24 protein-coding genes, 1 pseudogene and 1 riboswitch are annotated in these 22,494 nt (G+C 33.8%); of the genes and pseudogenes, 7 read left to right on the forward strand and 18 right to left on the reverse strand.

Features of this window, described 5'->3' with window-relative positions:
- Positions 1-33 precede the first annotated feature (33 nt).
- From KA833_RS11030 to KA833_RS11065, 8 genes are all read right to left on the reverse strand, one after another.
- Positions 34-933, reverse strand: a complete 900-nt coding sequence (locus KA833_RS11030; protein WP_210128359.1) for a primase alpha helix C-terminal domain-containing protein — start codon at positions 931-933, stop codon at positions 34-36.
- Positions 934-1,013: 80 nt separating this feature from the next.
- Entirely contained in the window at positions 1,014-1,319 is a 306-nt protein-coding gene (tscT, locus tag KA833_RS11035) for a type II toxin-antitoxin system toxin TscT (protein WP_204171028.1), read from the reverse strand.
- Between the two features lie 12 nt (positions 1,320-1,331).
- Positions 1,332-1,763 (reverse strand): hypothetical protein, encoded by a 432-nt coding sequence (locus KA833_RS11040; protein WP_245336296.1) that lies wholly within the window; start codon positions 1,761-1,763, stop codon positions 1,332-1,334.
- Between the two features lies 1 nt (position 1,764).
- Positions 1,765-1,971: a TscA family type II toxin-antitoxin system antitoxin gene (locus KA833_RS11045; protein ID WP_210128358.1), complete on the reverse strand. Its 207-nt coding sequence runs from the start codon at positions 1,969-1,971 to the stop codon at positions 1,765-1,767.
- Position 1,972: 1 nt separating this feature from the next.
- Positions 1,973-2,320 carry a hypothetical protein gene (locus KA833_RS11050; protein ID WP_245336297.1) on the reverse strand — a complete coding sequence of 116 codons (348 nt, stop codon included), beginning with the start codon at positions 2,318-2,320 and terminating at the stop codon, positions 1,973-1,975.
- A 1-nt stretch (position 2,321) separates the two neighbouring features.
- Positions 2,322-2,462: a hypothetical protein gene (locus KA833_RS11055; RefSeq protein WP_167752541.1), complete on the reverse strand. Its 141-nt coding sequence runs from the start codon at positions 2,460-2,462 to the stop codon at positions 2,322-2,324.
- Positions 2,463-2,492: 30 nt separating this feature from the next.
- Positions 2,493-2,753 (reverse strand): DNA-binding protein, encoded by a 261-nt coding sequence (locus KA833_RS11060; RefSeq protein WP_135023929.1) that lies wholly within the window; start codon positions 2,751-2,753, stop codon positions 2,493-2,495.
- Positions 2,754-2,963: a helix-turn-helix domain-containing protein gene (locus KA833_RS11065; protein ID WP_210128357.1), complete on the reverse strand. Its 210-nt coding sequence runs from the start codon at positions 2,961-2,963 to the stop codon at positions 2,754-2,756.
- A 189-nt stretch (positions 2,964-3,152) separates the two neighbouring features.
- Between KA833_RS11065 and KA833_RS11070 the strand changes: the two genes are divergently transcribed.
- Positions 3,153-3,779, forward strand: coding sequence for a helix-turn-helix domain-containing protein (locus tag KA833_RS11070; RefSeq protein ID WP_210128356.1), 627 nt, complete (start codon positions 3,153-3,155; stop codon positions 3,777-3,779).
- Positions 3,780-3,866: 87 nt separating this feature from the next.
- Positions 3,867-5,003 (forward strand): site-specific integrase, encoded by a 1,137-nt coding sequence (locus tag KA833_RS11075; RefSeq protein WP_210128355.1) that lies wholly within the window; start codon positions 3,867-3,869, stop codon positions 5,001-5,003.
- Positions 5,004-5,096: 93 nt separating this feature from the next.
- On the opposite strand, the gene guaA is transcribed toward KA833_RS11075, so the two are convergent.
- The 4 genes from guaA to xpt are packed head-to-tail and all read right to left on the reverse strand — an operon-like array spanning position 5,097 to position 10,010.
- Positions 5,097-6,638 (reverse strand): glutamine-hydrolyzing GMP synthase, encoded by a 1,542-nt coding sequence (guaA, locus tag KA833_RS11080; RefSeq protein ID WP_019469906.1) that lies wholly within the window; start codon positions 6,636-6,638, stop codon positions 5,097-5,099.
- Positions 6,639-6,659: 21 nt separating this feature from the next.
- Complete coding sequence (gene guaB / locus KA833_RS11085) at positions 6,660-8,126, reverse strand: IMP dehydrogenase (protein WP_210128354.1); 1,467 nt, start codon at positions 8,124-8,126, stop codon at positions 6,660-6,662.
- Between the two features lie 37 nt (positions 8,127-8,163).
- Complete coding sequence (pbuX, locus tag KA833_RS11090) at positions 8,164-9,432, reverse strand: xanthine permease PbuX (protein ID WP_070038350.1); 1,269 nt, start codon at positions 9,430-9,432, stop codon at positions 8,164-8,166.
- A complete protein-coding gene (xpt, locus tag KA833_RS11095; RefSeq protein WP_046207046.1) occupies positions 9,429-10,010 on the reverse strand; it encodes a xanthine phosphoribosyltransferase in 582 nt (193 codons plus the stop codon). The genes pbuX and xpt overlap by 4 nt, the downstream gene beginning before the upstream one ends.
- Before the next feature lie 215 nt (positions 10,011-10,225).
- Positions 10,226-10,328: riboswitch (purine riboswitch) on the reverse strand.
- Between the two features lie 226 nt (positions 10,329-10,554).
- Here xpt and KA833_RS11100 point away from each other — a divergent pair.
- The 4 genes from KA833_RS11100 (at position 10,555) to KA833_RS11115 (ending at position 14,892) form a co-directional block, all read left to right on the forward strand.
- Positions 10,555-10,968: a general stress protein gene (locus tag KA833_RS11100; RefSeq protein ID WP_064209625.1), complete on the forward strand. Its 414-nt coding sequence runs from the start codon at positions 10,555-10,557 to the stop codon at positions 10,966-10,968.
- A 259-nt stretch (positions 10,969-11,227) separates the two neighbouring features.
- Positions 11,228-11,893 (forward strand): hypothetical protein, encoded by a 666-nt coding sequence (locus KA833_RS11105; RefSeq protein WP_070658209.1) that lies wholly within the window; start codon positions 11,228-11,230, stop codon positions 11,891-11,893.
- 121 nt (positions 11,894-12,014) lie between these two features.
- The gene (locus tag KA833_RS11110) at positions 12,015-13,043 is read left to right on the forward strand and encodes a hypothetical protein (RefSeq protein WP_046207049.1); all 1,029 of its coding nucleotides are present in this window, start codon (positions 12,015-12,017) and stop codon (positions 13,041-13,043) included.
- Between the two features lie 466 nt (positions 13,044-13,509).
- On the forward strand, positions 13,510-14,892 hold the full coding sequence (locus KA833_RS11115; protein WP_046207050.1) for an L-cystine transporter: 1,383 nt from the start codon (positions 13,510-13,512) through the stop codon (positions 14,890-14,892).
- A gap of 130 nt (positions 14,893-15,022) precedes the next feature.
- Here KA833_RS11115 and KA833_RS13925 read toward each other — a convergent pair whose 3' ends face one another.
- The 6 genes and pseudogenes from KA833_RS13925 to nfsA form a co-directional block, all read right to left on the reverse strand.
- Complete coding sequence (locus KA833_RS13925; RefSeq protein ID WP_245336298.1) at positions 15,023-15,202, reverse strand: hypothetical protein; 180 nt, start codon at positions 15,200-15,202, stop codon at positions 15,023-15,025.
- A gap of 90 nt (positions 15,203-15,292) precedes the next feature.
- Entirely contained in the window at positions 15,293-16,183 is an 891-nt protein-coding gene (gene sdaAA / locus KA833_RS11120) for an L-serine ammonia-lyase, iron-sulfur-dependent, subunit alpha (protein WP_210139566.1), read from the reverse strand.
- A gap of 12 nt (positions 16,184-16,195) precedes the next feature.
- Positions 16,196-16,873, reverse strand: coding sequence for an L-serine ammonia-lyase, iron-sulfur-dependent subunit beta (gene sdaAB / locus KA833_RS11125; protein WP_210128352.1), 678 nt, complete (start codon positions 16,871-16,873; stop codon positions 16,196-16,198).
- Between the two features lie 12 nt (positions 16,874-16,885).
- Positions 16,886-17,920 (reverse strand): PTS sugar transporter subunit IIC, encoded by a 1,035-nt coding sequence (locus KA833_RS11130; protein WP_046207053.1) that lies wholly within the window; start codon positions 17,918-17,920, stop codon positions 16,886-16,888.
- Positions 17,921-18,466: 546 nt separating this feature from the next.
- The gene (locus KA833_RS11135) at positions 18,467-19,033 is read right to left on the reverse strand and encodes a hypothetical protein (RefSeq protein WP_210128351.1); all 567 of its coding nucleotides are present in this window, start codon (positions 19,031-19,033) and stop codon (positions 18,467-18,469) included.
- A 75-nt stretch (positions 19,034-19,108) separates the two neighbouring features.
- Positions 19,109-19,863 (reverse strand): annotated as a pseudogene (gene nfsA / locus KA833_RS11140) (oxygen-insensitive NADPH nitroreductase).
- Between the two features lie 386 nt (positions 19,864-20,249).
- Here nfsA and KA833_RS11145 point away from each other — a divergent pair.
- Positions 20,250-22,241, forward strand: a complete 1,992-nt coding sequence (locus KA833_RS11145; RefSeq protein WP_210128350.1) for a catalase — start codon at positions 20,250-20,252, stop codon at positions 22,239-22,241.
- Positions 22,242-22,494: the final 253 nt, after the last annotated feature.

Below are 22,494 nucleotides of genomic sequence, written 5' to 3' on the forward strand. Positions count from 1 at the left end.
TCTTTTGTTACGCCCAAACAAAAGCCCCCTTTTCTAGTTGTTTTTACTGTCCTTTTTCAGTATTGATTTAAATGTCGTATTTACTTCTTTATCATCTATTGGTGGTGTACACTGTTCTGCCCATGCTAGTGCTAATCCATAAACTAAATTGGCATCGACATACCTGCGTAATAAGTAGCCTATTAATGATGCCAATGTTTGATTGCGTTCACCTTCACCCACACCAAATGCAATATTACGCCAATAAGATGAATCACGTTTTTTATACTGGTTTGAGTAATTGGTGGTGATCGGATTGTCTTTTTGAGAGTTATCGAGATTTCTCGACATTTTAACTAATTCTTCAATCATTATTGCAGGCGCATCATTGTATCTAAAAATGTATACTGCATCTTTATCATTTTTTACTGGTAGTGCCATAGCTTGCGATGGTACAAAACTTGCTTCGTCTACTTTATGACCGATATGATTTGCTAATGCTCTACTATATTTGCGATAGTCATCTGCACTCACAGGCTCATTTAAAGGCACCATCAAGCGTATTCTGGGTTTTTCGGTGGTATGTGAGTGTGTGGTGTGAAATGACCATGAGTGGCCTTCTAATTGCTTAGAAATCGCTTTGTGTAACGATTTGAAGTCCTGCTCACGTATTTCATCATAATCAAGTGCAATTACTGAACGATTAATAATATTGTCGTCTTTACGGTACTTAGGAATTGTTTCATCGTCTTTTACTTCATCTTCAACATCACCATAAAGGACTAAACCACGTTTATATTTATCTGAATTATTCATTGGTATTTGTAATTTATTCAGCCAATCAGACCATTTCCACGTATTAAATTGTCTAAAAGAGTTGGCGTAAAGATTATCGTATTGTATAATAGAAACATCGAAATCATTATCCAATTTTATTTTGTTGAAATTTTTCATCTCTTGTACTCCTTTCAATACAAGAGGTAACCATGTTAAATTGTCTATGCATGATCACCTCATGTATAATTTTAAAATTTCTATGCGTTGTCAGATTCTGTCGCCAAACATTCATCTGATGACGCTATTTCTATATCTAATGCTTTAAAATCTTTGATTAACTTATCAAATTGCTTTAGATACGCTAACATTAACTCAGTTGTATGTTCATGTTGTATACGAGATTCGTTATAACCTATTGCGTAAGTCATCATTTCCTCTTTAGTTGTTAAATCTCTTTTAGTGAACATTTCATCACCATGCCACACATGTGCAGTAATCACGTCATCGATTTTGTCTTTCAATAATTCAAATTCACATATTAAATCTTTTTGATTCCAATTCATTCTAAAACTCCTTTATTTATAAAAATTAATGTAATTTGGTCTGTTTTTCTCGATCGCTTTGATTAACTTTTCAATTTCTAACTTAGCAAGATATAAATTATTTAAATCATCTTCTCGTGAGAAGTAACTGATTTCATCAGCCATGTTGTAATTCTTAACCTGCATTTTCTTCAAGATATTTGTTGCGTATACTGACATCTGAATCATCGTTTCAAAGTCTTGTATCATATCCAAAATATCTAATTCGCCAATATATTTATCATTCACACCTTGACGGTCCATATATGCTTGGATAAGTTGCATCTCATGTACATCTCTATCTTCTTTACTTAAATTTCTATTATTAATGCGCTCACTTATAAGCATGAGTGCAATTTCTCGGCCATATTTGCTTTTAAATTCTCTAACTATTTCCATTTGTGGAATGTTTTCATGGTTTGTCATATTAAAACTCTCCTAACTCAAAATTATTATTTAATTCTTGTACTGCCCATTTCATGATTTCTTCTAAATGTTGTTCTCTATTGATTTCGTACGTAGTTTCTTTACCATCTTCATAAACTGTATGTTCGTATGATTCTTCAGTTTGCATAGCACTTATTTTTAATTGATAAAATACTAAGTTTAAAATTTCTAATTGCGTTTGATTCATTTTACTCAACCTCCATTAATTCTTCGTCATCTAGATATACATCATATTCTTCATCATACTCACCGTGAAATTCATTCATATTAACAAAAATTTTAGCTTCATCTTCAACCGTAAGACCAAACAATAATTCTGCAAAACATTCTTCATAACCTAATTGTTTTAAGGCTTCCACACGGCGAATACCATCAACGATATAAAGTCCATCTTCTCTTGCACTGACAGTGATGAAACCTATAGCCAATCTATTAAAATTTTCCACAATACCATCAGAATTAGGATTGTTTGAAGAACGATAACTATAGTCCACTTTCAAATCATTAATTTTTACTGTTTCAAATTTTTTATTCATTTTATACTTCCTCCAAATTTGTAAATTTAATTCCAACTGCTGAAGCGACAATATATAATGCAAATGCTATAAAGATATCTAGTGCTATGCCAATTAATACAGTAAGTATTGATAGCATTGAAATGTAGATTAGGTATTTCATAATTTTTCTTCCTCTCACGCATGCGGGCGTTTATTGTTTTAATGTTTCTAATACTTCGTCAATATCCTTACGATCGTAATACCATGATTTGCCTTGTCTACGTTTGCGAAGTCCTGCAATTTCCCAGTTAGTAATATCTGCATGTGTACATCGGTACTCTTTCATAACTTCATTCTGTCTTAGCCAACGTTTCTGTGACTGTCTAGCCTTTTCTATAGCTAATTTCTCAGCAAGGCTTACAATATCACTAACAAGTTGTTGACTTGCTTCATTGCTTAGTAATTGGTTCATTTAATTCACCACACTTTCTTTGATTCCAAAAAATTCATTTGGCGTAACTTCAAGATACTCACAGAGTTTCATTACTGTTTTAGTATCTGGGTTTTTAGTTGTTTCCTTATACAACCCGTATAAAGTAGTTTTTGCTATGCCTGTGTCCCTGTTAACTTCAGCAATATTCAACTTTCTTTCAGCAATAAGAATTCTAAAATCGTTTTTCATTTTCTCCACCTCCTCATAAGTCTGTGATATTTTTTTGATATCACTAACTATTTATAGACTACAATGAATTGACACATATGTCAATGCTCAATAATTAAACTTTATACTCAATAATATTTTAGCGATGTTTGTTATTTTATGGTATTCTATGTTTATATTAAAAAATCAAACAGGAAAAGAGGTTCAAATATGATTCAAAGTAAGTTATCAGTGCTGATGGCTGAAAGAGGACTTAAGATATCAGATCTATATGAAGAAACTGGAATATCAAAAACTACGCTAATGGCATTAGCAGAAAACAGTGGTAAAGGAGTACAATTTGATACTATTGATAAGCTTTGTAATTATCTAGATATTACCCCTTGTGAATTCTTTGATTATGCACCGTATATGATAAATATAGATGATGCTGATTTTAGTAGTGGGTCAGAAGAGTTTAATAATATATCTATCACTTTAAAAAAACAGTTCTACAAACGCACCTTTTATATTTCAATTTATGTATTCGATGCTACAGAAAAATTCATAATTTTACCTACTGATGATAAAAATATAGATTTTTATGTAAGAGTAGATTTGGAAGGGTCTGACTCTTATAATAATGAAGATTTTTATTCCTTCTTGTCGGACTTATCTGTAAACTTTAAAACTAATTTAATCAATGAAATTTTGAATAGATCAATTGACAAGCTGTATCAAAACATAGGAAAAAAATTATCAAATGAAAAGGGCTATTTAAGTAAAAATGATAATATCTTAATTCATTTATTCAGTGATACAAAATTTGATATGCTTAAAAAAATAACTTTAAAATAATTAATCATCACACCATGAGGTAGCCAATCCTTAATGGTGTGTCAATCCAATCTCACGCATGCGGGCAAAGAGGAAAGGATTGATTTTATGATTAAGAAATATAAGAAAAAAGACGGTACTAACGCCTATATGTTTGTAGCATATTTAGGCACTGATCCAGTTACTGGAAAGCAAAAACGTACGACTAGACGAGGTTTTAAATCTGAAAGAGAAGCAAAAATTGCAGAAGCTAAGTTGCAAACCGAAGTACAACAAAACGGATTTCTAAATAATGAGATTACAACTTTTAAAGAGGTTTACGAGTTGTGGTTAGAACAATATCAAAATACTGTAAGAGAAAGCACCTATCAGCGTGTACTAACGTTATTTGATACTGCAATACTAGAACACTTTAAAGATATTCCAGTTAAAAAGATTACAATTCCATACTGTCAAAAAGTTATTAATAAGTGGAATAAGAAATATAAGGATATGAAAGCTATTAGAATTTACACATCTAACGTGCTTGATTACGCTGTGAATTTAAAAATCATTGCAGATAATCCGTTCAAACATACAAAGCAACCACGTAAGAAAGAAACTAAACAAGATGATTCATACACGTACTACTCTAGTGAGGAATTACAGACGTTTCTAGGCTTTGTAGAGGATAAACCAATGTATCATACCATGTTCAGAACATTGGCATTCACAGGTTTTAGACGTGGCGAGCTAATGGCTTTAACTTGGGAAGATATCAACTTCGATAAGAAAACTATATCTGTAAATAAAACATGCGCTAGAGGTAAAGACTACAAGCTAGTTATACAAGCACCAAAAACTAAAGCATCATTCAGAACAATCAGTATTGACGATAAAACGTTAGAGATATTAAAGCATTGGAAATCTCAACAACGTATTGAATCATTAAAATTTGGTCACAATACTATGAATAAAAAACAATATGTATTTACCGATGTTACTACAAATAAACTTTTATATCCTGAACACTGTAATAAAGTATTAAATGATATATGTAAAAACAACAATTTTAAACGTATTAAATTACATGGTTTCCGTCATGTTCATTGTTCTCTTTTATTTGAAGCTGGTCTAACTATACAAGAAGTACAAGATAGATTAGGGCATGGTGATATTAAAACTACAATGGATATATACGCACATGTTACTGAAAAACAACGTGATAAAGTTGCCGATAAATTTGCTAATTATATCAATTTTTAGATGTAACGTATTCAAAACGTATTCAAGGCAAAATAAAAAGAGCTAGAAAGTGCATAATAGCAACGTTTCTAACTCTTTTTATATGCTTATATATTATTCCCACTCGATGGTACTTGGGGGCTTAGATGTAATATCATAGACAACACGGTTAACGTGGTCTACTTCATTAACAATTCTGCTTGAAATTTTTTGTAAGACTTCCCAATCAATACGCGCAAAGTCACTTGTCATACCATCAATGGATGTCACTGCGCGAATACCAACAGTATGATCATACGTCCGGTAGTCTCCCATGACACCTACGGATTGAATACCAGGTAACACTGTGAAGTATTGCCATATATCGCGTTCAAGACCTTCTTCACGAATGACTTGTCTTAAAATCGCATCTGATTCGCGTACAATTTCAAGTTTATCTTCTGTAATTTCACCTAGCACACGAATACCTAAACCTGGACCTGGGAAAGGCTGTCTCCATACTAAGTGTTCTGGAATACCTAATTCGATACCTAATTCACGTACCTCATCTTTGAATAATGTATTAATAGGCTCAATTAATTGGAATTCCATATCTTCAGGTAATCCGCCTACATTATGATGTGATTTAATCGTTTGTGCTGTTTTTGTACCTGATTCAATAACGTCTGTATACAAAGTACCTTGCGCTAAGAAATCTACACCTTTTAGCTTAGATGCTTCATCATCAAAGACATAAACGAATTCATTACCAATGATTTTACGTTTTTGTTCCGGATCTGACACACCTTGCAATTTGTTCATAAAACGTTCTTGAGCATCGACACGAATGATGTTCATGTTGAAGCCCTCACCAAATTGTTCCATGACCATGTCGCCTTCACCTTTACGTAATAAACCATGGTCTACGAAAATACATGTTAATTGGTCACCAATCGCTTTGTGTAATAATACAGCAACAACAGATGAGTCTACGCCACCACTCATTGCACATAGCACCTTGCGATCACCAACAAGTTCGCGGATTTTTTCAACTTCAATATCAATAAAGTTTTCCATTGACCATTCACCAGTACATTCACACACACGACGTACGAAGTTACGTAATAAATCGTTACCAAATTCAGTATGACGTACTTCAGGATGGAATTGAACACCATAGATACGGCGTGATTTATCTTCAATTGCTGCATAGTTTGTGCTTGGACTATCTGCAATCACTTCAAAACCTTCTGGGATTTCGATCACTTTATCTGAATGACTCATCCAAACATTTTGTTCTTCAGGAAGTCCGAAAAATAATTCATCCGTTTTCGCATTAATCACTGCTTTACCGTATTCTCTTTCATTGGCACGTTCAACTTTGCCACCTAACAATTTAGTTGTTAATTGCATGCCATAACAAATACCTAGAATAGGAATACCTAAATTGTAAATTTCTGGGTCAATCGTAAAAGAGTTCTCTTCATATACTGAATTTGGTCCTCCTGAAAGGATAATCCCTTTCGGATTCATGCGTTTAATTTCTTCAATGCTGATTTCATGGTCGTGCAGTTCACTATACACACCCATTTCACGTATACGACGTGTAATTAATTGGTTATATTGGCTACCAAAATCTAAAACAAGTATGAGCTCTTGCTCTTTCGCCATTTCCATAACTTTAAATCTCCTTTTAACTTAGAATGAATAATTTGGTGATTCTTTAGTAATTTGCACATCATGTGGGTGACTTTCTGCTAATCCAGCAGTTCCCATACGTGTGAATTGTGCTTCTTCTCTTAATGCTTCTAAGTTTCTTGAACCAGTGTAACCCATACCTGATCTCACACCGCCCATAAGTTGGTAAATCGTATCTTGTAATGGACCTTTATAAGCAATACGACCTTCAATACCTTCAGGCACGAATTTTTTAGGGGCTTTATCTTCTTGGAAGTAACGATCGTTAGAACCACTTTCCATTGCGCCTAATGAACCCATACCTCTGTATACTTTATATTGTCTACCTTGGAATACTTCTGTTGCGCCAGGGCTTTCTTCAGTACCTGCAAGTAAGCTTCCTAACATCACAGCGTGTCCACCAGCTGCCAATGCTTTGATGATGTCTCCTGAGAATTTAATACCACCATCAGCAATAATAGCTTTTCCATGTTTACGTGCTTCTGTTGCACAGTCATACACGGCTGTAATTTGTGGCACACCTACACCAGCAACAACACGAGTCGTACAAATTGAGCCAGGTCCAATACCTACTTTGACAACATCTGCACCAGCTTCGTATAAAGCTTTAGTACCTGCAGCAGTCGCAACGTTTCCGGCAACTAATGTCACTTGTGGGAATTTTTCTTTAATGTGTTTAACCTGTTCTAAAACACCTTTAGAATGTCCATGAGCTGTATCAATAACTAAGGCATCTACACCCGCTTCAACTAATTTTTCAGCGCGAATATCTGTATCTTTTGCAATACCAATCGCTGCACCAACTAGCAATCTGCCAAGTTTGTCTTTAGCAGAATTTGGGAATTCAAGTACTTTTTCAATGTCTTTGATTGTGATTAAACCTTCTAATTTACCATCTTTAACTAACGGTAATTTTTCTATCTTATGTTGCTGTAATAGTTCTTCAGCTTCATCTAAAGTAGTGCCTACAGGTGCTGTAATTAAGTTTTCTTTAGTCATAACATCTGAAATCTTAATAGAAAAATCTTCAATAAAACGTAAATCACGGTTTGTTAAAATACCGACTAATGTTCTTTCTTCTTCATTGTTAACAATAGGTACACCTGAAATACGATATTTGCCCATTAATGCCTCTGCTTCATATACACTTTCTTCTGGCGTTAAGAAGAATGGGTTTGAAATAACACCATTTTCTGAGCGTTTAACTTTTTGAACTTCATCTGCTTGATCTTCAATATTCATATTTTTATGAATGACACCTAGGCCACCTTGTCTAGCCATTGAGATTGCCATTTTAGATTCAGTTACAGTATCCATACCTGCTGAAATAACAGGGATATTTAATTTAATACCTTCTGATAATTGAACGCTCAAGTCTACTTCTTTCGGCAATACATCTGATTCTGCTGGTAACAATAACACATCATCAAAAGTTAAAGATTCTTTTTCAAACTTATTTTCCCACATATGAATACAGCCTCCTAATATTTGTTTTATAGCTCCATTATTCCATAGTTTCTATGTTTTGTTGATTCTTAATGCCGTTAAAAAAGAAATTCAAAACAATTGCTGAAATCGCACCGAGTACAATACCATTTTGAGTTAACCATGCGAATTGGTCTCCTAAAGCTTGAAACGCTTGTGGTACTGCACTTATACCCGTTCCTAGTCCAACTGATACCGCGATTACCAATAAATTATTTTGATTTTTGAAATTAATATTACCTAATATACTAACACCATATGCCATAACCATGCCAAACATTGCTATCATTGCGCCACCTAATACTGGTAGTGGAATCATATTTGCTAAAGCACCTAATTTAGGGATACAACCACAAATAATGAGCAAGATAACCATGCCATAGATAACTTTGTTCTTTTTAGCACCAGATAATGATACTAAGCCTACATTTTGAGAATAAGCGGTATACGGGAATGCATTAAAAATAGATCCTAAGATAATCGCAAGACCTTCAGCTGTATAACCTTTACGAAAATCTTTTCTTTCCAATTTCTTACCTGTAATTTCACTTAATGCATGGTAAACACCTGTTGATTCTATCAGACTGACTAACGCAACAATAAAGAATACTAAAGTTGCGCCAAAATCAAAGCTGAATGTTGAAAATCTAAATGGTTGTGGTAACGAAAACCAATGTGCTTCACCAACTTGTTTCACATCAACAATGCCAAATATTGACGCTAATACTGTACCTACAATTAAGCCAATCAATATGGCAATAGATTTTAAGAAACCTGTTGTAAAACGTTGCACAATTAATATGACTATTAATGTAATTACACCAAGTAAGATGTTTTTGGCATCACCAAAATTTTTAGCACCTTCTCCACCTGCTAAATAATTCATCGCTACTGGCATCAAATTGATACCTATAATTGTAACGACACTACCTGTTACAACTGGTGGAAAGAATTTAACTAAATATGAAAAGAATGGAGCAATGATGACAACCAATATACCTGATAAGAAAAGGGAACCATATAAATCACCTATGCCTTTGGTTTGCCCGATTAAAATCATCGGCGCAACGGCAGTAAATGTACAACCTAAGACGATAGGCAATCCGGTGCCTGTGCCTTTCCAAACTTGTAAAAATGTGGCTACACCACACATAAAAATATCAACAGTGACTAAGAAGGCAATTTGTTCTGGAGTAAAATCTAAGCTTGTCCCTACAATAATTGGTACGAGTATGGCGCCTGCATACATCGCCAATAGATGTTGTAAACTTAAGATAAATGTCTTCATGATTGTTCCTCAACAAATGTCACTTTATTTCCACTTAGAGAAGCAACTTTACATAAAGACGATACTTTCAACCCTGCTGTTTCTAAACGTTCTCTGCCTGGTTGGAAGCTCTTTTCAACTACAATGCCTACACCAACAGTTTCAGCATTGGCTTGTTGAACAATTTCATTTAAGCCTAATGATGCATCACCATTAGCTAAAAAATCATCAACAATTAATACGCGATCATTTTCGTCTAAAAATTCATCTGAAACCACTACAGTACTCGTCGTATTTTTAGTGAATGAATGGATATCAGCTTGATATGTATTTTTCGTTAACGTGCTAGGCTTTGCCTTTTTAGCAAATAAGCATGGTACATCAAAATGCATTGCTGCCATGATTGCTGGTGCAATACCAGATGCTTCAATCGTTAATACTTTAGTAATCCCTTCATTTTTAAATTGATTATAAAACGTTAGTCCTACGTCGTGCATCAGCTTTGCGTCTATTTGATGATTTAAAAACCCATCTACTTTCAAAATCTTCTCATCAATGACGACACCGTCTGCCTCAACTTTCCGTTTTAACAAATCCACTCAAAAAACCTCCTCATTTTTTATACAAAAAAAATCCTAAACTAACTTAGTTTCAGGATCTATGAGTGAACGTGCAATACTATAAAGAACTGATAGCCTTCAACATTCATTTCCCTAATTATGTAGAAATTGAAAACACGACAATTGTTTTAGAAGAATATATTAATCACTTCATTTCCCAAATCAAACTTTAAAACGATTGAAGTTGAATGCTTTGTATTGTATTGGTTACCCATAGTCATGTCGTTAATGGCAACATGGTAGAAACTTCTAGAGCCATATTCTCTAGATTATATGAGTTAGATAAATTATTAACTGATGATAGCAAATTTCGGCATGATTTTCAACACGAATATTATAAGTAAGCGCTTTAAAGAAGGAGATTTATTAATAATCAATTATGTTAGTAACCGCTTTCTTTACTTTTAAATCAAGATTGTCAGATACGCCACTTCATTATATAATAAATATATATTCGTTTTACCTAGTAGTTAATAGGGAAAGTATTAGATAAACAATAGAAAAGTGGACGGAGGGACAGTTAATGGCTGATTTTACAATCGTACAAAGTAAAGACGAAATACTACCAACTATCCAGCAAAAATTGTCAGAAGGATATGTTGAATCTGAAATTTCAGTAATTAGTAAGACAAAACTTCATTTTGACGAATTACATGATTCTGAAGTAAACCTAACAGCAACGAGTGGCTCATTCAGTGACAAAATGGCTAAAATTTTAACTGGCGAAGACGGTGAAGAAACTGTTTTAGCTTATTATGATATTAGCGATGATGATAAAGAGCGTTATAAAAAAGAGATCCTTGATAATAACTATCTCGTGATTGCCACTAAAGATAACTCTTCTCATGAAGAAGTACAAGAAGCAAATGCTGCATATACAAATAGTGCTATTAAAGATAAGCATTACGCAGAAGAAACAGAAGGACCAAAATCCTAATCTACGCTCAAGTAAAGTGTGATTTATACTATTATTTTAATAAGATCACAAAATACTTTAACATAGCTACTTAACATTATAGACTACCTTTATAAGGAGCGAACGCAGGAAATCACTTTGTATTTTGTGGTTTCTGTCTCGCTCCTATTTTATTCCTTTTATAAATGACCCATAGAATATTTTTATAAATTATTTCCACTGATTTCCATTTATTTACTATGTTATAATAAACGCATTATTATTGGGGGGGCATCTATTCATGGATTTTAAGACTATCAAATCAATTGATGATCCATTATTTAAAGCAGCATTAAAACTTTACGATGGGCAATTCGACATTGATTTATCTGAAGATGAACAAATATTTAAACAATCTTTAAAAAATGAACATACCAAAGATGATTATATCTTTTTAGTAGGCTTACAGTCAGATAAAGTTGTTAGCTTAGCAACTGCACACTATGAAGCGACAACAAATTCTGCCTTTTTAATCTATTTAATTGCAAATGACCAACCGGACCACGATGAATTAATTACAAATACTTTGGCACGTATAGAAAAGGAAATTAATTATTTATCCAATCAATTACATGAACACGATGTAAACTTTATTATGCTAGAAGTACCTAAAGAACCAGAACTTGTTTCAGAAGATGAGCAACAAGTGCTCAGTAACAGACGCGAGTTTTTATTTAGCCATGGTTTTGAAAGACAATATGATTTAGATTATCTAGCCCCAAATTTAGACGGATATTCAGAAGGATTGCCTAAAGATTTGTTTATCAAATCTAATATAGAACTGACAAAAGACATATATGGGCCAAGTATTAAATCAAACTATATATTAAAGTATGTATTTGCGAACAGAATTTCTAGAAGTATTATTTACCCATTATTAGAAGAAATGGATTTACGTAAATCATAGTGTACACCACTTGAAATCACTGTTAAAACAGTTTAGACTAACATAGAGGTAAGACTGACGTTTCACTAACCGAAGACAAACGTCCGTATACATAAAATTACTTATGAAAGGACTCATTTCTATGTTAACTAAAGAATTTGCACAACGTGTTGAACTAAGTGAAAAGCAAGTCCGTAAAATCGTTCAACATTTAGAAGAACGCGGTTATCAACTTAGTAAAACCGAATACCGTGGCCGCGAAGCCACAGATTTCCAAGAAGAGGATATTGAACTCTTCCAAGATATTGCTGAAAAAGTGAAGCAGACAAATAGCTATGATTTAGCCTTCGAAGAACTTGAAAAGGAAAAAGATTTTCTACAGGTATTAGTCAAAGAGGATGACAACAACCTACCTTCAGATCAAAATGTGTCTTTACTCGTAGAAGATTTACGTACCGAAATTCAAAATATGCGTGACGAACGCCAAATGCTCGGACAAATGATTAATCAAGTGCACCAACAACAGCAAGAATTGCATAAAATGCAAGATCAAATTACATCTAAACTAGAAGAAAATACAGAATCACTGAAAGCAATTCAATCATCTACAGATGAAATTAAATCTACACAAAGTGTCATTCAGGATTCCCAAAAAGAACAAACAGAACTTGTGAAGTCTAATGTCGAATCTGAACGCGTGCATACAAATCAAAGTTCAATTAATAATGAAGCGAATGCATTCACTGAAAATACAACTGAGCAAGCAAATACGAAAGCAACACCTGAAAAAGCGACTGACACAGCAGATGCTCATACAAATACAGTTTCTGAAAATGTATCAACACAAACTGCCGATGAAGAAATCACACAAATTAGCGAACAACCTTCGACACAATCAGCAAATTCAGAAACTAAAAAGCAAGCTGCCGAAGTAAATTCAGCCGATAAAACAGATGACCAAATTGAACAAGATACACATAAAGAAACGTCTGAAGCTGAACAACAAACAGATCATAACAAAGAAACCGCATCAGCTTCGTCTACTACAAATGAGTCAGACGCACAACAAGCAAACACGTCTCAAGAAACAACGTCATACGCTTCACCACTTGCTAAAGAAGAGCGCAAAGAAGAACGTAAAGGATTTTTCGCACGCCTCTTTAATTTATAAGTTAAAGATGATACCAAAGCCAAAAAGTCTTTGGTTAAAAAAACGTCAATTTCTATTGAAATCGTATAGAAATTGACGTTTTTTGTTTTGCATAAAATTTCACAGTTTGTGATATAGCTATTATTCAAAAATTACAGAGCTATTTTGATTTTACTAAGGTCACTTTAAACTATAATATTACTCGAATCGAAATTCGTATTAAAATATCTACCAGCTTTTCTAAATCAAAAATTTTCCTTAATTTCATCCTGATTGAATTTCTATCTAATTTAGCCACAAACGCCTTGACACCATATTCTGCCTAGATTTATAGCCCTTCTGATTCTGCTTCAAAAATAAAGTCATATAAATTTTATAATTTTTTTGAGTAATTGACTTGAATATTATTCGTTTTGCTACTATCCTTAGTATGCGTATCGGATTTAATAAAATAAATTAAATAAAAGAAAGTGTAGGTCTTGTTTTTATGTTATTAACAATTTTAAACATCATTATTTTTGCGGCCTTCCTTATCGGATTATATGTAATGGCAAGAAGACATGTTTCGTTTCCTAAACGTGTCTTTACAGCTTTAGGCATCGGGATTGTCTTTGGGATTGCTATTCATTTAATTTACGGTGTGGATTCAAAGGTCACTAAACAAACCACAGATTGGTTTAGTATAGTTGGAGATGGCTATATTTCATTCTTACAAATGATTGTTATACCTTTAATATTTATTTCAATCGTTTCCGCATTTACTAAAATTAATATTGGAGAAAAATTTGCTAAAATTGGCATCTATATCTTCATTTTCTTAATTGGGACTGTAGCAATTGCGGCAATTATCGGTATTATCTCAGCACTTGTCTTTGGCTTAGACGCATCTACGATTGATTTAGGTAGTGCCGAAAGCTCAAGAGGTAGTGAAATCGCAAGTCAAGCTAAGGATATGACAGCTAACACGCTACCACAACAAATCTTAGAATTATTACCAAGTAACCCATTCTTAGATTTCACTGGTCAGCGTACAACATCAACAATCGCTGTAGTGATCTTCGCTGCATTTGTTGGCTTTGCCTTCTTACGTGTAATGCGTAAACAACCTGAAAGTGGTCACTTACTTAAACGTGGTATCGATGCCGTTTATAATATCGTAATGGCAATTGTAACGTTTGTATTACGTCTAACTCCATACGGTATTTTAGCTATCATGGCGAATACAATCGCTACAAGTGATTTTGGTGCAATATGGACATTAGGAAAATTTGTAATCGCATCTTACGCGGCATTAATTGTAATGTATATCATTCACTTACTCATTGTAACTGGTATGGGACTGAACCCTGTTACATTTGTTAAGAAAACGTCTGAAGTATTGCTATTTGCATTTACTTCTCGTTCAAGTGCTGGTGCTTTACCACTCAATGTTCAAACTCAAAAAAATCGTTTAGGAGTGCCAGATGGTATTGCAAACTTCTCAGCTTCATTTGGTCTTTCTATTGGTCAAAACGGCTGTGCCGGCATTTATCCAGCAATGTTAGCAATCATGGTAGCACCGGCAGCTGGTGTCGAAGTTAATTTACAATTTATCTTATCTGTCATAGGCATTGTTGTGATTAGTTCATTTGGTGTAGCAGGTGTCGGTGGTGGCGCAACATTCGCATCTATCATTGTATTATCTACATTAAATTTACCTGTTGCATTGGCGGGTGTACTGATTTCAGTAGAACCACTTATCGATATGGGTCGTACTGCATTAAACGTTAACGACTCTATGCTTGCTGGTACAGGTACAGCTAAATTGACAAACAACTTAGATACTGACACTTATCATTCGAAAGAATACGGGGAAATCACAAGTTCATAATAAAAGACATCACTCACTATGAACTTCAGATATTTTTATAAATATAATTAAAGGTTGGAACGCTAGTCGTTCCAACCTTTTTTCATTTCTATACTTTTACTATATTATCAATTCAATTTTAATCATATTACTATTTTTGTCGTTTTATTGTTATCATCAGTTTTACGTAATTATAAATAAAGACAATAATCAAACTTAGCGATAATGATTTCAACAATATGTTGACCCATGTACCGTTCGTAGTTAAGTAATACGTCACGATACTATTTATAACAAACACAATAAAAATAATCCCTAACTTCAGTAACATGTCTCCCACCTCTTTTAATTTAGTTTAGTGGGAAACATGTATTTTTTCAATTTAATTTTTCAATACCTTCAATGGATATATCTTTACTTTTTAAGATTCAACACTTGTTTGTCCAAATATTTTTTTCTTTATTGCTTCTCCAGTTGGCGTTCCAGCTAGACCTCCCAGTCCAGTTTCTCTCAACGATGCCGGCAAGTTGCGTCCTACCCTATCCATCGCCTCTATCACTTCGTCTACTGGAATTCTACTTTTTATTCCAGCTAACGCTAAATCAGCTGAGATTAAACCATTGCCTGAACCAATAGCATTACGCATAACACAAGGTATTTCAACTAACCCTGCCACAGGGTCACAAACTAACCCTAATAAATTACTGATAGCTAATGCCATCGCATGACCACTTTCTTCAGGTGTTCCACCAAATATCTCAACTGCTGCAGCTGCTGCAATTGCTGAGGCTGATCCCACCTCTGCCTGACATCCACCAATAGCACCTGCCACACTTGCATTGTTTGCGATAATTTTGCCACATAGTGCTGCAGCAAATAAAAAGTCAATCATCTGCGCTTCTGTTAAACTGTGTGTTTTTTCTAACTTGAATAATATGCCTGGTATTGTACCTGATGAACCAGCAGTTGGTGTTGCACAAATGATACCCATCGCAGCATTCACTTCATTTGTCGATATTGCACCTTTTAAAGCTTCTACCATATCATGTCCAGATAAAGCATGGTAATCTTCATTATATCGATCTAGTTTCACTGCATCATGTCCAGTATAACCTGTTACACTTTTCACACCATCTCCAGAAAGTCCCTTTTCTAACGCTTCTCTCATAACATCAAGATTTTGTTTCATTAATGCACGAACTTCATCCCTTGAAATCCCTTTTAATTCCATCTCCTCATGAATCATCATTTCAGCAAATGTTGTGTTCTGTGCCACTGCATAATCTATAATTTCTCGCATTGAATGATACATATTGCCACTCCTCTAACAAATATATGAAAAATTTAATTCTTTATATTTCTCACGTAATTTACTTAAACTATCTACATCTAAAGCTTTATTTAAATGTAATGCCAATAAACATTTGTCATTATTAATTGTTTTAATTTCTTCATTAATATCTACTTCAGACTCAATCAAGTCATTAATCAAATGGTTAATTAAAGAAATATTAGCTTCTCCATCTACAACCAAAATAGGCAATGCATGATGCATGAGGATACAAAGCCCATCCACGTGGATACTTTTAATCTTAATTGTACCTCCACCAATTGAAATACCATTAATTTCTACATGCCTTCCATTACCATCTAATTTAATTAATGCGCAGTTCGGATGTTCACCCAAGCTAGCACTTGTTTCTTCTATAATTTCTATATCAATATTTTGTGCTTCCGCAAATGTGATAGCGTCTTTAATTCGCTCATCAAATGTGCTGAAACCCATTGACCCACCAATAATTGCTAAATCTGTTCCGTGACCCTTGTGCGTGGAGGCAAATGATTCATAATAATGAATCACAATCTTTTGAGGTTCAGACTGTAATACTGTTCGCGCAGCATTGCCTATTTTCACTGCACCTGCAGTGTGAGAACTAGATGGGCCCATCATAATAGGACCAATAACATCAAAAGCACTTTGATAATCTTGTTTTCTTGCCATTCTTCTCTCTCCTTAATTGGTCTGTTTTTTCATTCTAGGTAGATTGAAATTCAAGCTAGTCATATTAAATTTATTAATCATTTTTCCTATAACTAGACTTAATAAAATACTAGTAATTGATACCGTAATAATCGTAATCACAGATTTAATCGGGTCATTAAATCCAAACAATACAATAGCACCGGCAATTGGCGTCGCCATACCTGTCACATTGATTACTAATCCACTAAATGTGACGATACATGCGTTTACAACACCAATAAGTGCATTAGTACCATAGAGTTGCAAAGGATACTTCGCAATAATATCTATTTGGGTTAATGGTTCAACTGCAACAGCGAAAGCTTTGGAAGCGTTACCTATTTTTAATTGTTTAAACATAATGAAATTGACAAATGAGCTACCTGTACATGTCAGTGCACCAATCGCCATAGGCAAACCAGTTAGTCCTAATAAGCTTGTTAATACCATGGAACTAAGTGGTGTCATACCTGTAACAGGAATAATAAGACCTAAAATAATTGCTAATACATAAGGATTGTTGTCACCAACAGCTGTCACGGCACTACCAATTTGTTTTAATAAAGCGATAACACCTGGGCTCATAATACTTGCAAGAAGGAAAGAAACAGCAGGAGCAAATAAAATTACAGTTATTAAATCTAAGCCCTCTGGGACTTTTTTTTCTAAAAATTTAATAGCAAATGAAACCAAATAAGCAGCTAAAAAAGCGGGTAATAATTTAAAATCGTGAAGTACTAAACCAACGATTACAGCAAAAACTGGCGAGACACCTAATTTTAAACAAGTAAGAAAACCGACTGCTACACCACTTAAACTACCGGCTAAGTCACCAATTTCCTGCAAAAACTTAATGTCAAAGACGCCACCAATGGCATAACTTAAAAATGCTTGTGGTAAGAATGTTGCACAGGCAGCACCCGACAATGCTTGTAGCCCTTTCTTACCATAAGGTGCAAAATTTAAAAATAACGTCATAGCTAACAATACAATGAGTAGCGTTCCTACACCTAAAATAATATCCATTTCCTCAAACCTCTTTCTATTTTTCATTGATATCTATCATTTTTTTATTTCCAACCACATCATAAAACTTTGTGAAAACACTTACAATGGCAAAAAACAGACTTTTATGAAATATTTGTGAATAAATTCACAAAATAATGAATTTTATATAATATAATAATACATTTGTTATATTGTTTGTTATATTAAGTTAATGAATTTGCGAAAGATAATGAGTTTTCACTAAAATAACCGTTCAATAGCTGCAATAATTTGAACAAATGACTGAATTGGTACTAATATTGTAACTAAGTACTATCATTGTGTAACGAACTCCTAAATAACATAAAACAAAAACCGTCAATTTCTATTATCATTGCAATAGAAATTGACGGTTCTTTTTTAGACCAAAGTATTTATTTTACAAGTACTTAACATATGGACAGTTAAATTTAATGAAACAGTCGATTTAATTTTAAATTTTTCATTTTGATTGTTTTCCTTAACACTGACTGTCTTTGCTTCTATTTTGTTAACAGAAAATTGATCCTCACTTTTAAATATTTATTATCTTGGTTTAAATGGACCCCAAGTAATTTTTTGTTTACTATCTAACGGAATGTTATCAATTGTATTCGAAACATCATCAAACCATTTTAAAAATGCAGGATTTTTGTCTAAATGCGCTTCAGCACTATCTTCGCTAATATCATGTAAATACCACGCCTTACTTTCAAATTCATATTGAATCTGTGAATATGCGAGCCGAGTTAATTTAACACTATCATATAAGCAGTTCACATGCTTCACGAGATTAGGTGCTTGTGAAATTAAACTATTTGATATTGTTCTTTTATGGGTTTGATTATCTAAATCATTCCACATTCTTAACTGGCCATCCATTTGAAAGAATATATCTATCGTAGAATCGTTTTCGTTAAATGAAATAAGAATAAATATACGTTCTGCTGTGTGATCAACGGAATTAATAGCTCCAACAACTAACTTTTGGGCCAATTTCACCCAATAGGCTTGAGCTTCTTGAGGGGTTAGTTTACTGCTAGAAGAATAAATATATTGCTCTTTAGCTTTATGATTTCCATGCGTTTTCTTACCAAAAAATTTGTCAAACATGCTCAACATAACCAACCCCTTTCTATGATATGACCTTTTCATCATAAGTGACACGCAGCAGAAGTTGTCAGTGAATTATTTTTTAATAAAACCTGATTTATTCAATTGTTCTAACATATCTAGTCTCTGCTTAGCACTCATAAAATTAGAAATTTGTTCTGACCACGTTTCAGTACGTTCGCCACTTGTACGGGATTCATAATATTTACTTACAGTTTCATCGTAATCTGCTAATGTTTTACGTTGCGTTTCTTTATCACTGTCATATTTATTGTGATGGAAGATATTTTCAAGTGGTAAACGTGGTTTAGGATCTCCATTTTCGTCATCTGCTGGTAAGCCTAATGCCATACCAAATAATGGGAAAGTATGCTTAGGTAAGTCTAAAATTTCACGCACACGTTCAACATCGTTTCTCAATGACCCTAAATAAACCATGCCATAACCCATGTCCTCAGCTGCAGCAGCAATATTTTGTGCAACTAATGTCGCATCTATCGTACCGACCAACAAACCTTCTGCTGATTCAAATGATGTTGCCATATCTTTTTTAGTATTTTCATTAACGATTGCATGTCTGTAATAATCCATAACAAAGACAAATAAATAACCGTTTTCTACTACATAAGGTTGACCTGACACTTCTTTCAAGTCCTCTTTAACTTCAGGATCATCTATACCAATAATTGAATAAGCCTGTAAATAGCTTGACGTTGAAGCGCTTTGACCCGCTTCAATTAATTTTTTAATATGCTCCTCTGGAATAGGCTCTTGCTTAAAGTTTCTGACTGAATGGTGTTTTTCAATAAGTTGTATACATAATCAGACATGTATTATCCGCTCCTCTTTTGTGTATGTGTCTATAGTATTTAAATGTTAACAAAGCTCACAGTGAATTGCTTGTTATTTGTTTACCCTTTTTTCACTCTTATTAAATGTTATCATCCTATTTAAATGTTGAATATTCCTAAAATATATAAACAAAATAAAACACGAATGTGATGCTTGTGTGCTTCAATTAAATAAATCATCTTGGCACATTATATATGTCAGAAATGGACACAAAAATACTTCTTAAATTTTTTCATATATTGCTATATAACCACAAGTATATTTTCCTTTTGTAATATCTCCTGTTTTAAAAATAATAATATTCAAAATTGAAATGTTTTCCAAAACATAAATGTGGAACAATAATAACAAGGGGGTAATTCATTTGAGTAACAAAAAACAGGAACAATTAAAAAATGTAGAAAAAAACAATGACGATAAAGCAATGACGACGAATAATGGCGTTAAAGTAAGTGAAGATGAAAACACATTAACCGTTGGTGAACGTGGTCCTAGTTTATTAGAAGATTTCCATTTTAGAGAGAAAATTATGCACTTTGACCACGAGCGAATTCCTGAAAGAATCGTACATGCTCGCGGTTTTGGCGCTCACGGTGAATTTCAAGTTTACAAAGATTTATCTGAATACACTTCTGCAGACTTTTTAACACATCCTGAAAAGACTACCCCAGTGTTTGTCAGATTTTCAACTGTCCAAGGATCAAAAGGTTCTCCAGATACAGTAAGAGACGTGCGTGGTTTTGCTACAAAATTCTATACAGATGAAGGTATTTTTGATTTAGTAGGTAACGATATACCTGTTTTCTTTATACAGGACGCTATTAAATTTCCAGATTTAATTCACGCTGTTAAACCTGAACCACACAATGAAATGCCTCAAGGTGGGACTGCTCACGATACATTCTGGGACTTTTTCGCACAAAACCCAGAATCAACGCACACAACGGTTTGGGCTATGAGTGACAGAGGTATCCCTAAAAACTTTAGACAGATTGAAGGATTCGGCATCCATACCTTCCGCTTGGTTAATCGTGATGGTCAATCCTATTTCGTAAAATTTCATTGGAAGCCAGTTCACGGTTTAGAATCATTGGTATGGGATGAGGCACAAATCTTATCCGGTAAAGATATTGACTTCCATCGCAAAGATTTATATGAAGCAATTGAAAAAGGAGACTACCCTGAGTGGGAATTAGGCCTTCAAGTGATTCGACCAGAACAAGAATTTGATTTTGATTTTGATATTTTAGATCCAACAAAAATATGGCCAGAAGATGAAGTTCCAGTTGAAATTGTTGGTAAAATGACGTTAAATCAAAACGTATCTAATGTTTTTGATGAAACGGAACAAGCAGCGTTCCATCCTGGTCATATCGTGCCTGGCATTGATTTCTCTAACGATCCTCTATTACAAGGACGTTTATTCTCATATACGGATACTCAAATATCAAGATTAGGTGGACCAAACTTTAATCAAATACCAATTAATCGACCAGTTAATGAAGTACACAATAACCAAAGAGATGCTATGCATCAAATGAATGTCCATAAAGGACAAACGGCATATCACAACAATGCATTAAACAACAACGATCCCCACACAACACCTAAAGAAGAAGGCGGCTACGAACATTATCAAGAAAAAGTTGAAGGACGTAAAATACAAAAACGTAGTGAAAGCTTTAAAGATTATTACAGCCAAGCTAAACTTTATTTGAATAGTTTAACAAAGCCTGAATTCGACCATACCGTAGATGGATTTTCATTTGAAATTGGTAAATGTAAATCAGCTATAGTTAAACAAAATGCAGTGAATCAACTAAACAAAGTTGATCGCGCATTGACAGAGCGCGTCGCAGCAAACGTAGGCGTTGAAGTGCCAGAAGAAAATGAAGAAGTACAAACTGATGCCAAAGATAGTAAGTTAACAATGGAAAAATTCGATATACCATTACCTGGACATTCTATAGCAGTACTTGTGAACGGTGAGATAAATGAGGAAACATTAAAATCATATGCCAAAACATTTGCCGACAACAAACTCAACTATGCTTTTGTAGGCAAACAACCTAAAGATATCACTAAAGATTTCGGCATAACTGAAACGTATGATACTGCACACCCTACATTATTTGATAGTGTGTTTGTAATTTCAGATGGTGCAGAATTATCACCGGATGCAGAGGCATTTGCAGAACTCACATACAAACACAACAAACCGCTAGTTGTTAATCAAGCCGCATCAGAAAAATTATCAAATGCAAAACTAGACTTGAACGCACCCGGTGTATATATTTCAGATGATGCTCAAACAATTATTCAAGCATTTGAACGCGCAAGATATTGGGACAGATAAGCATATAAAATTAAAATAATATATCCCTACAACGGTATATTTAATGATACAAGCAGACGAGATAGAAATTTTTCATTGTAATTTAATTTCTATCTCGTCTTTTTTATGTGAATATGGGTAAATACTTACTAAACATTTAAAGATTCAATTTACATCAAATTGATCTGATTTCATGCTATATTTATTTCAAAAACACCTTCAAATAGGTGTTTGCAACCTCGAGTTGCACACGAGTAAACGATTAAGTGCGTGA

Origin of the sequence: Staphylococcus sp. GDY8P67P (genome assembly GCF_017892545.1) — a bacterium.
Classification (GTDB): Bacteria; Bacillota; Bacilli; order Staphylococcales; family Staphylococcaceae; genus Staphylococcus; species Staphylococcus ureilyticus.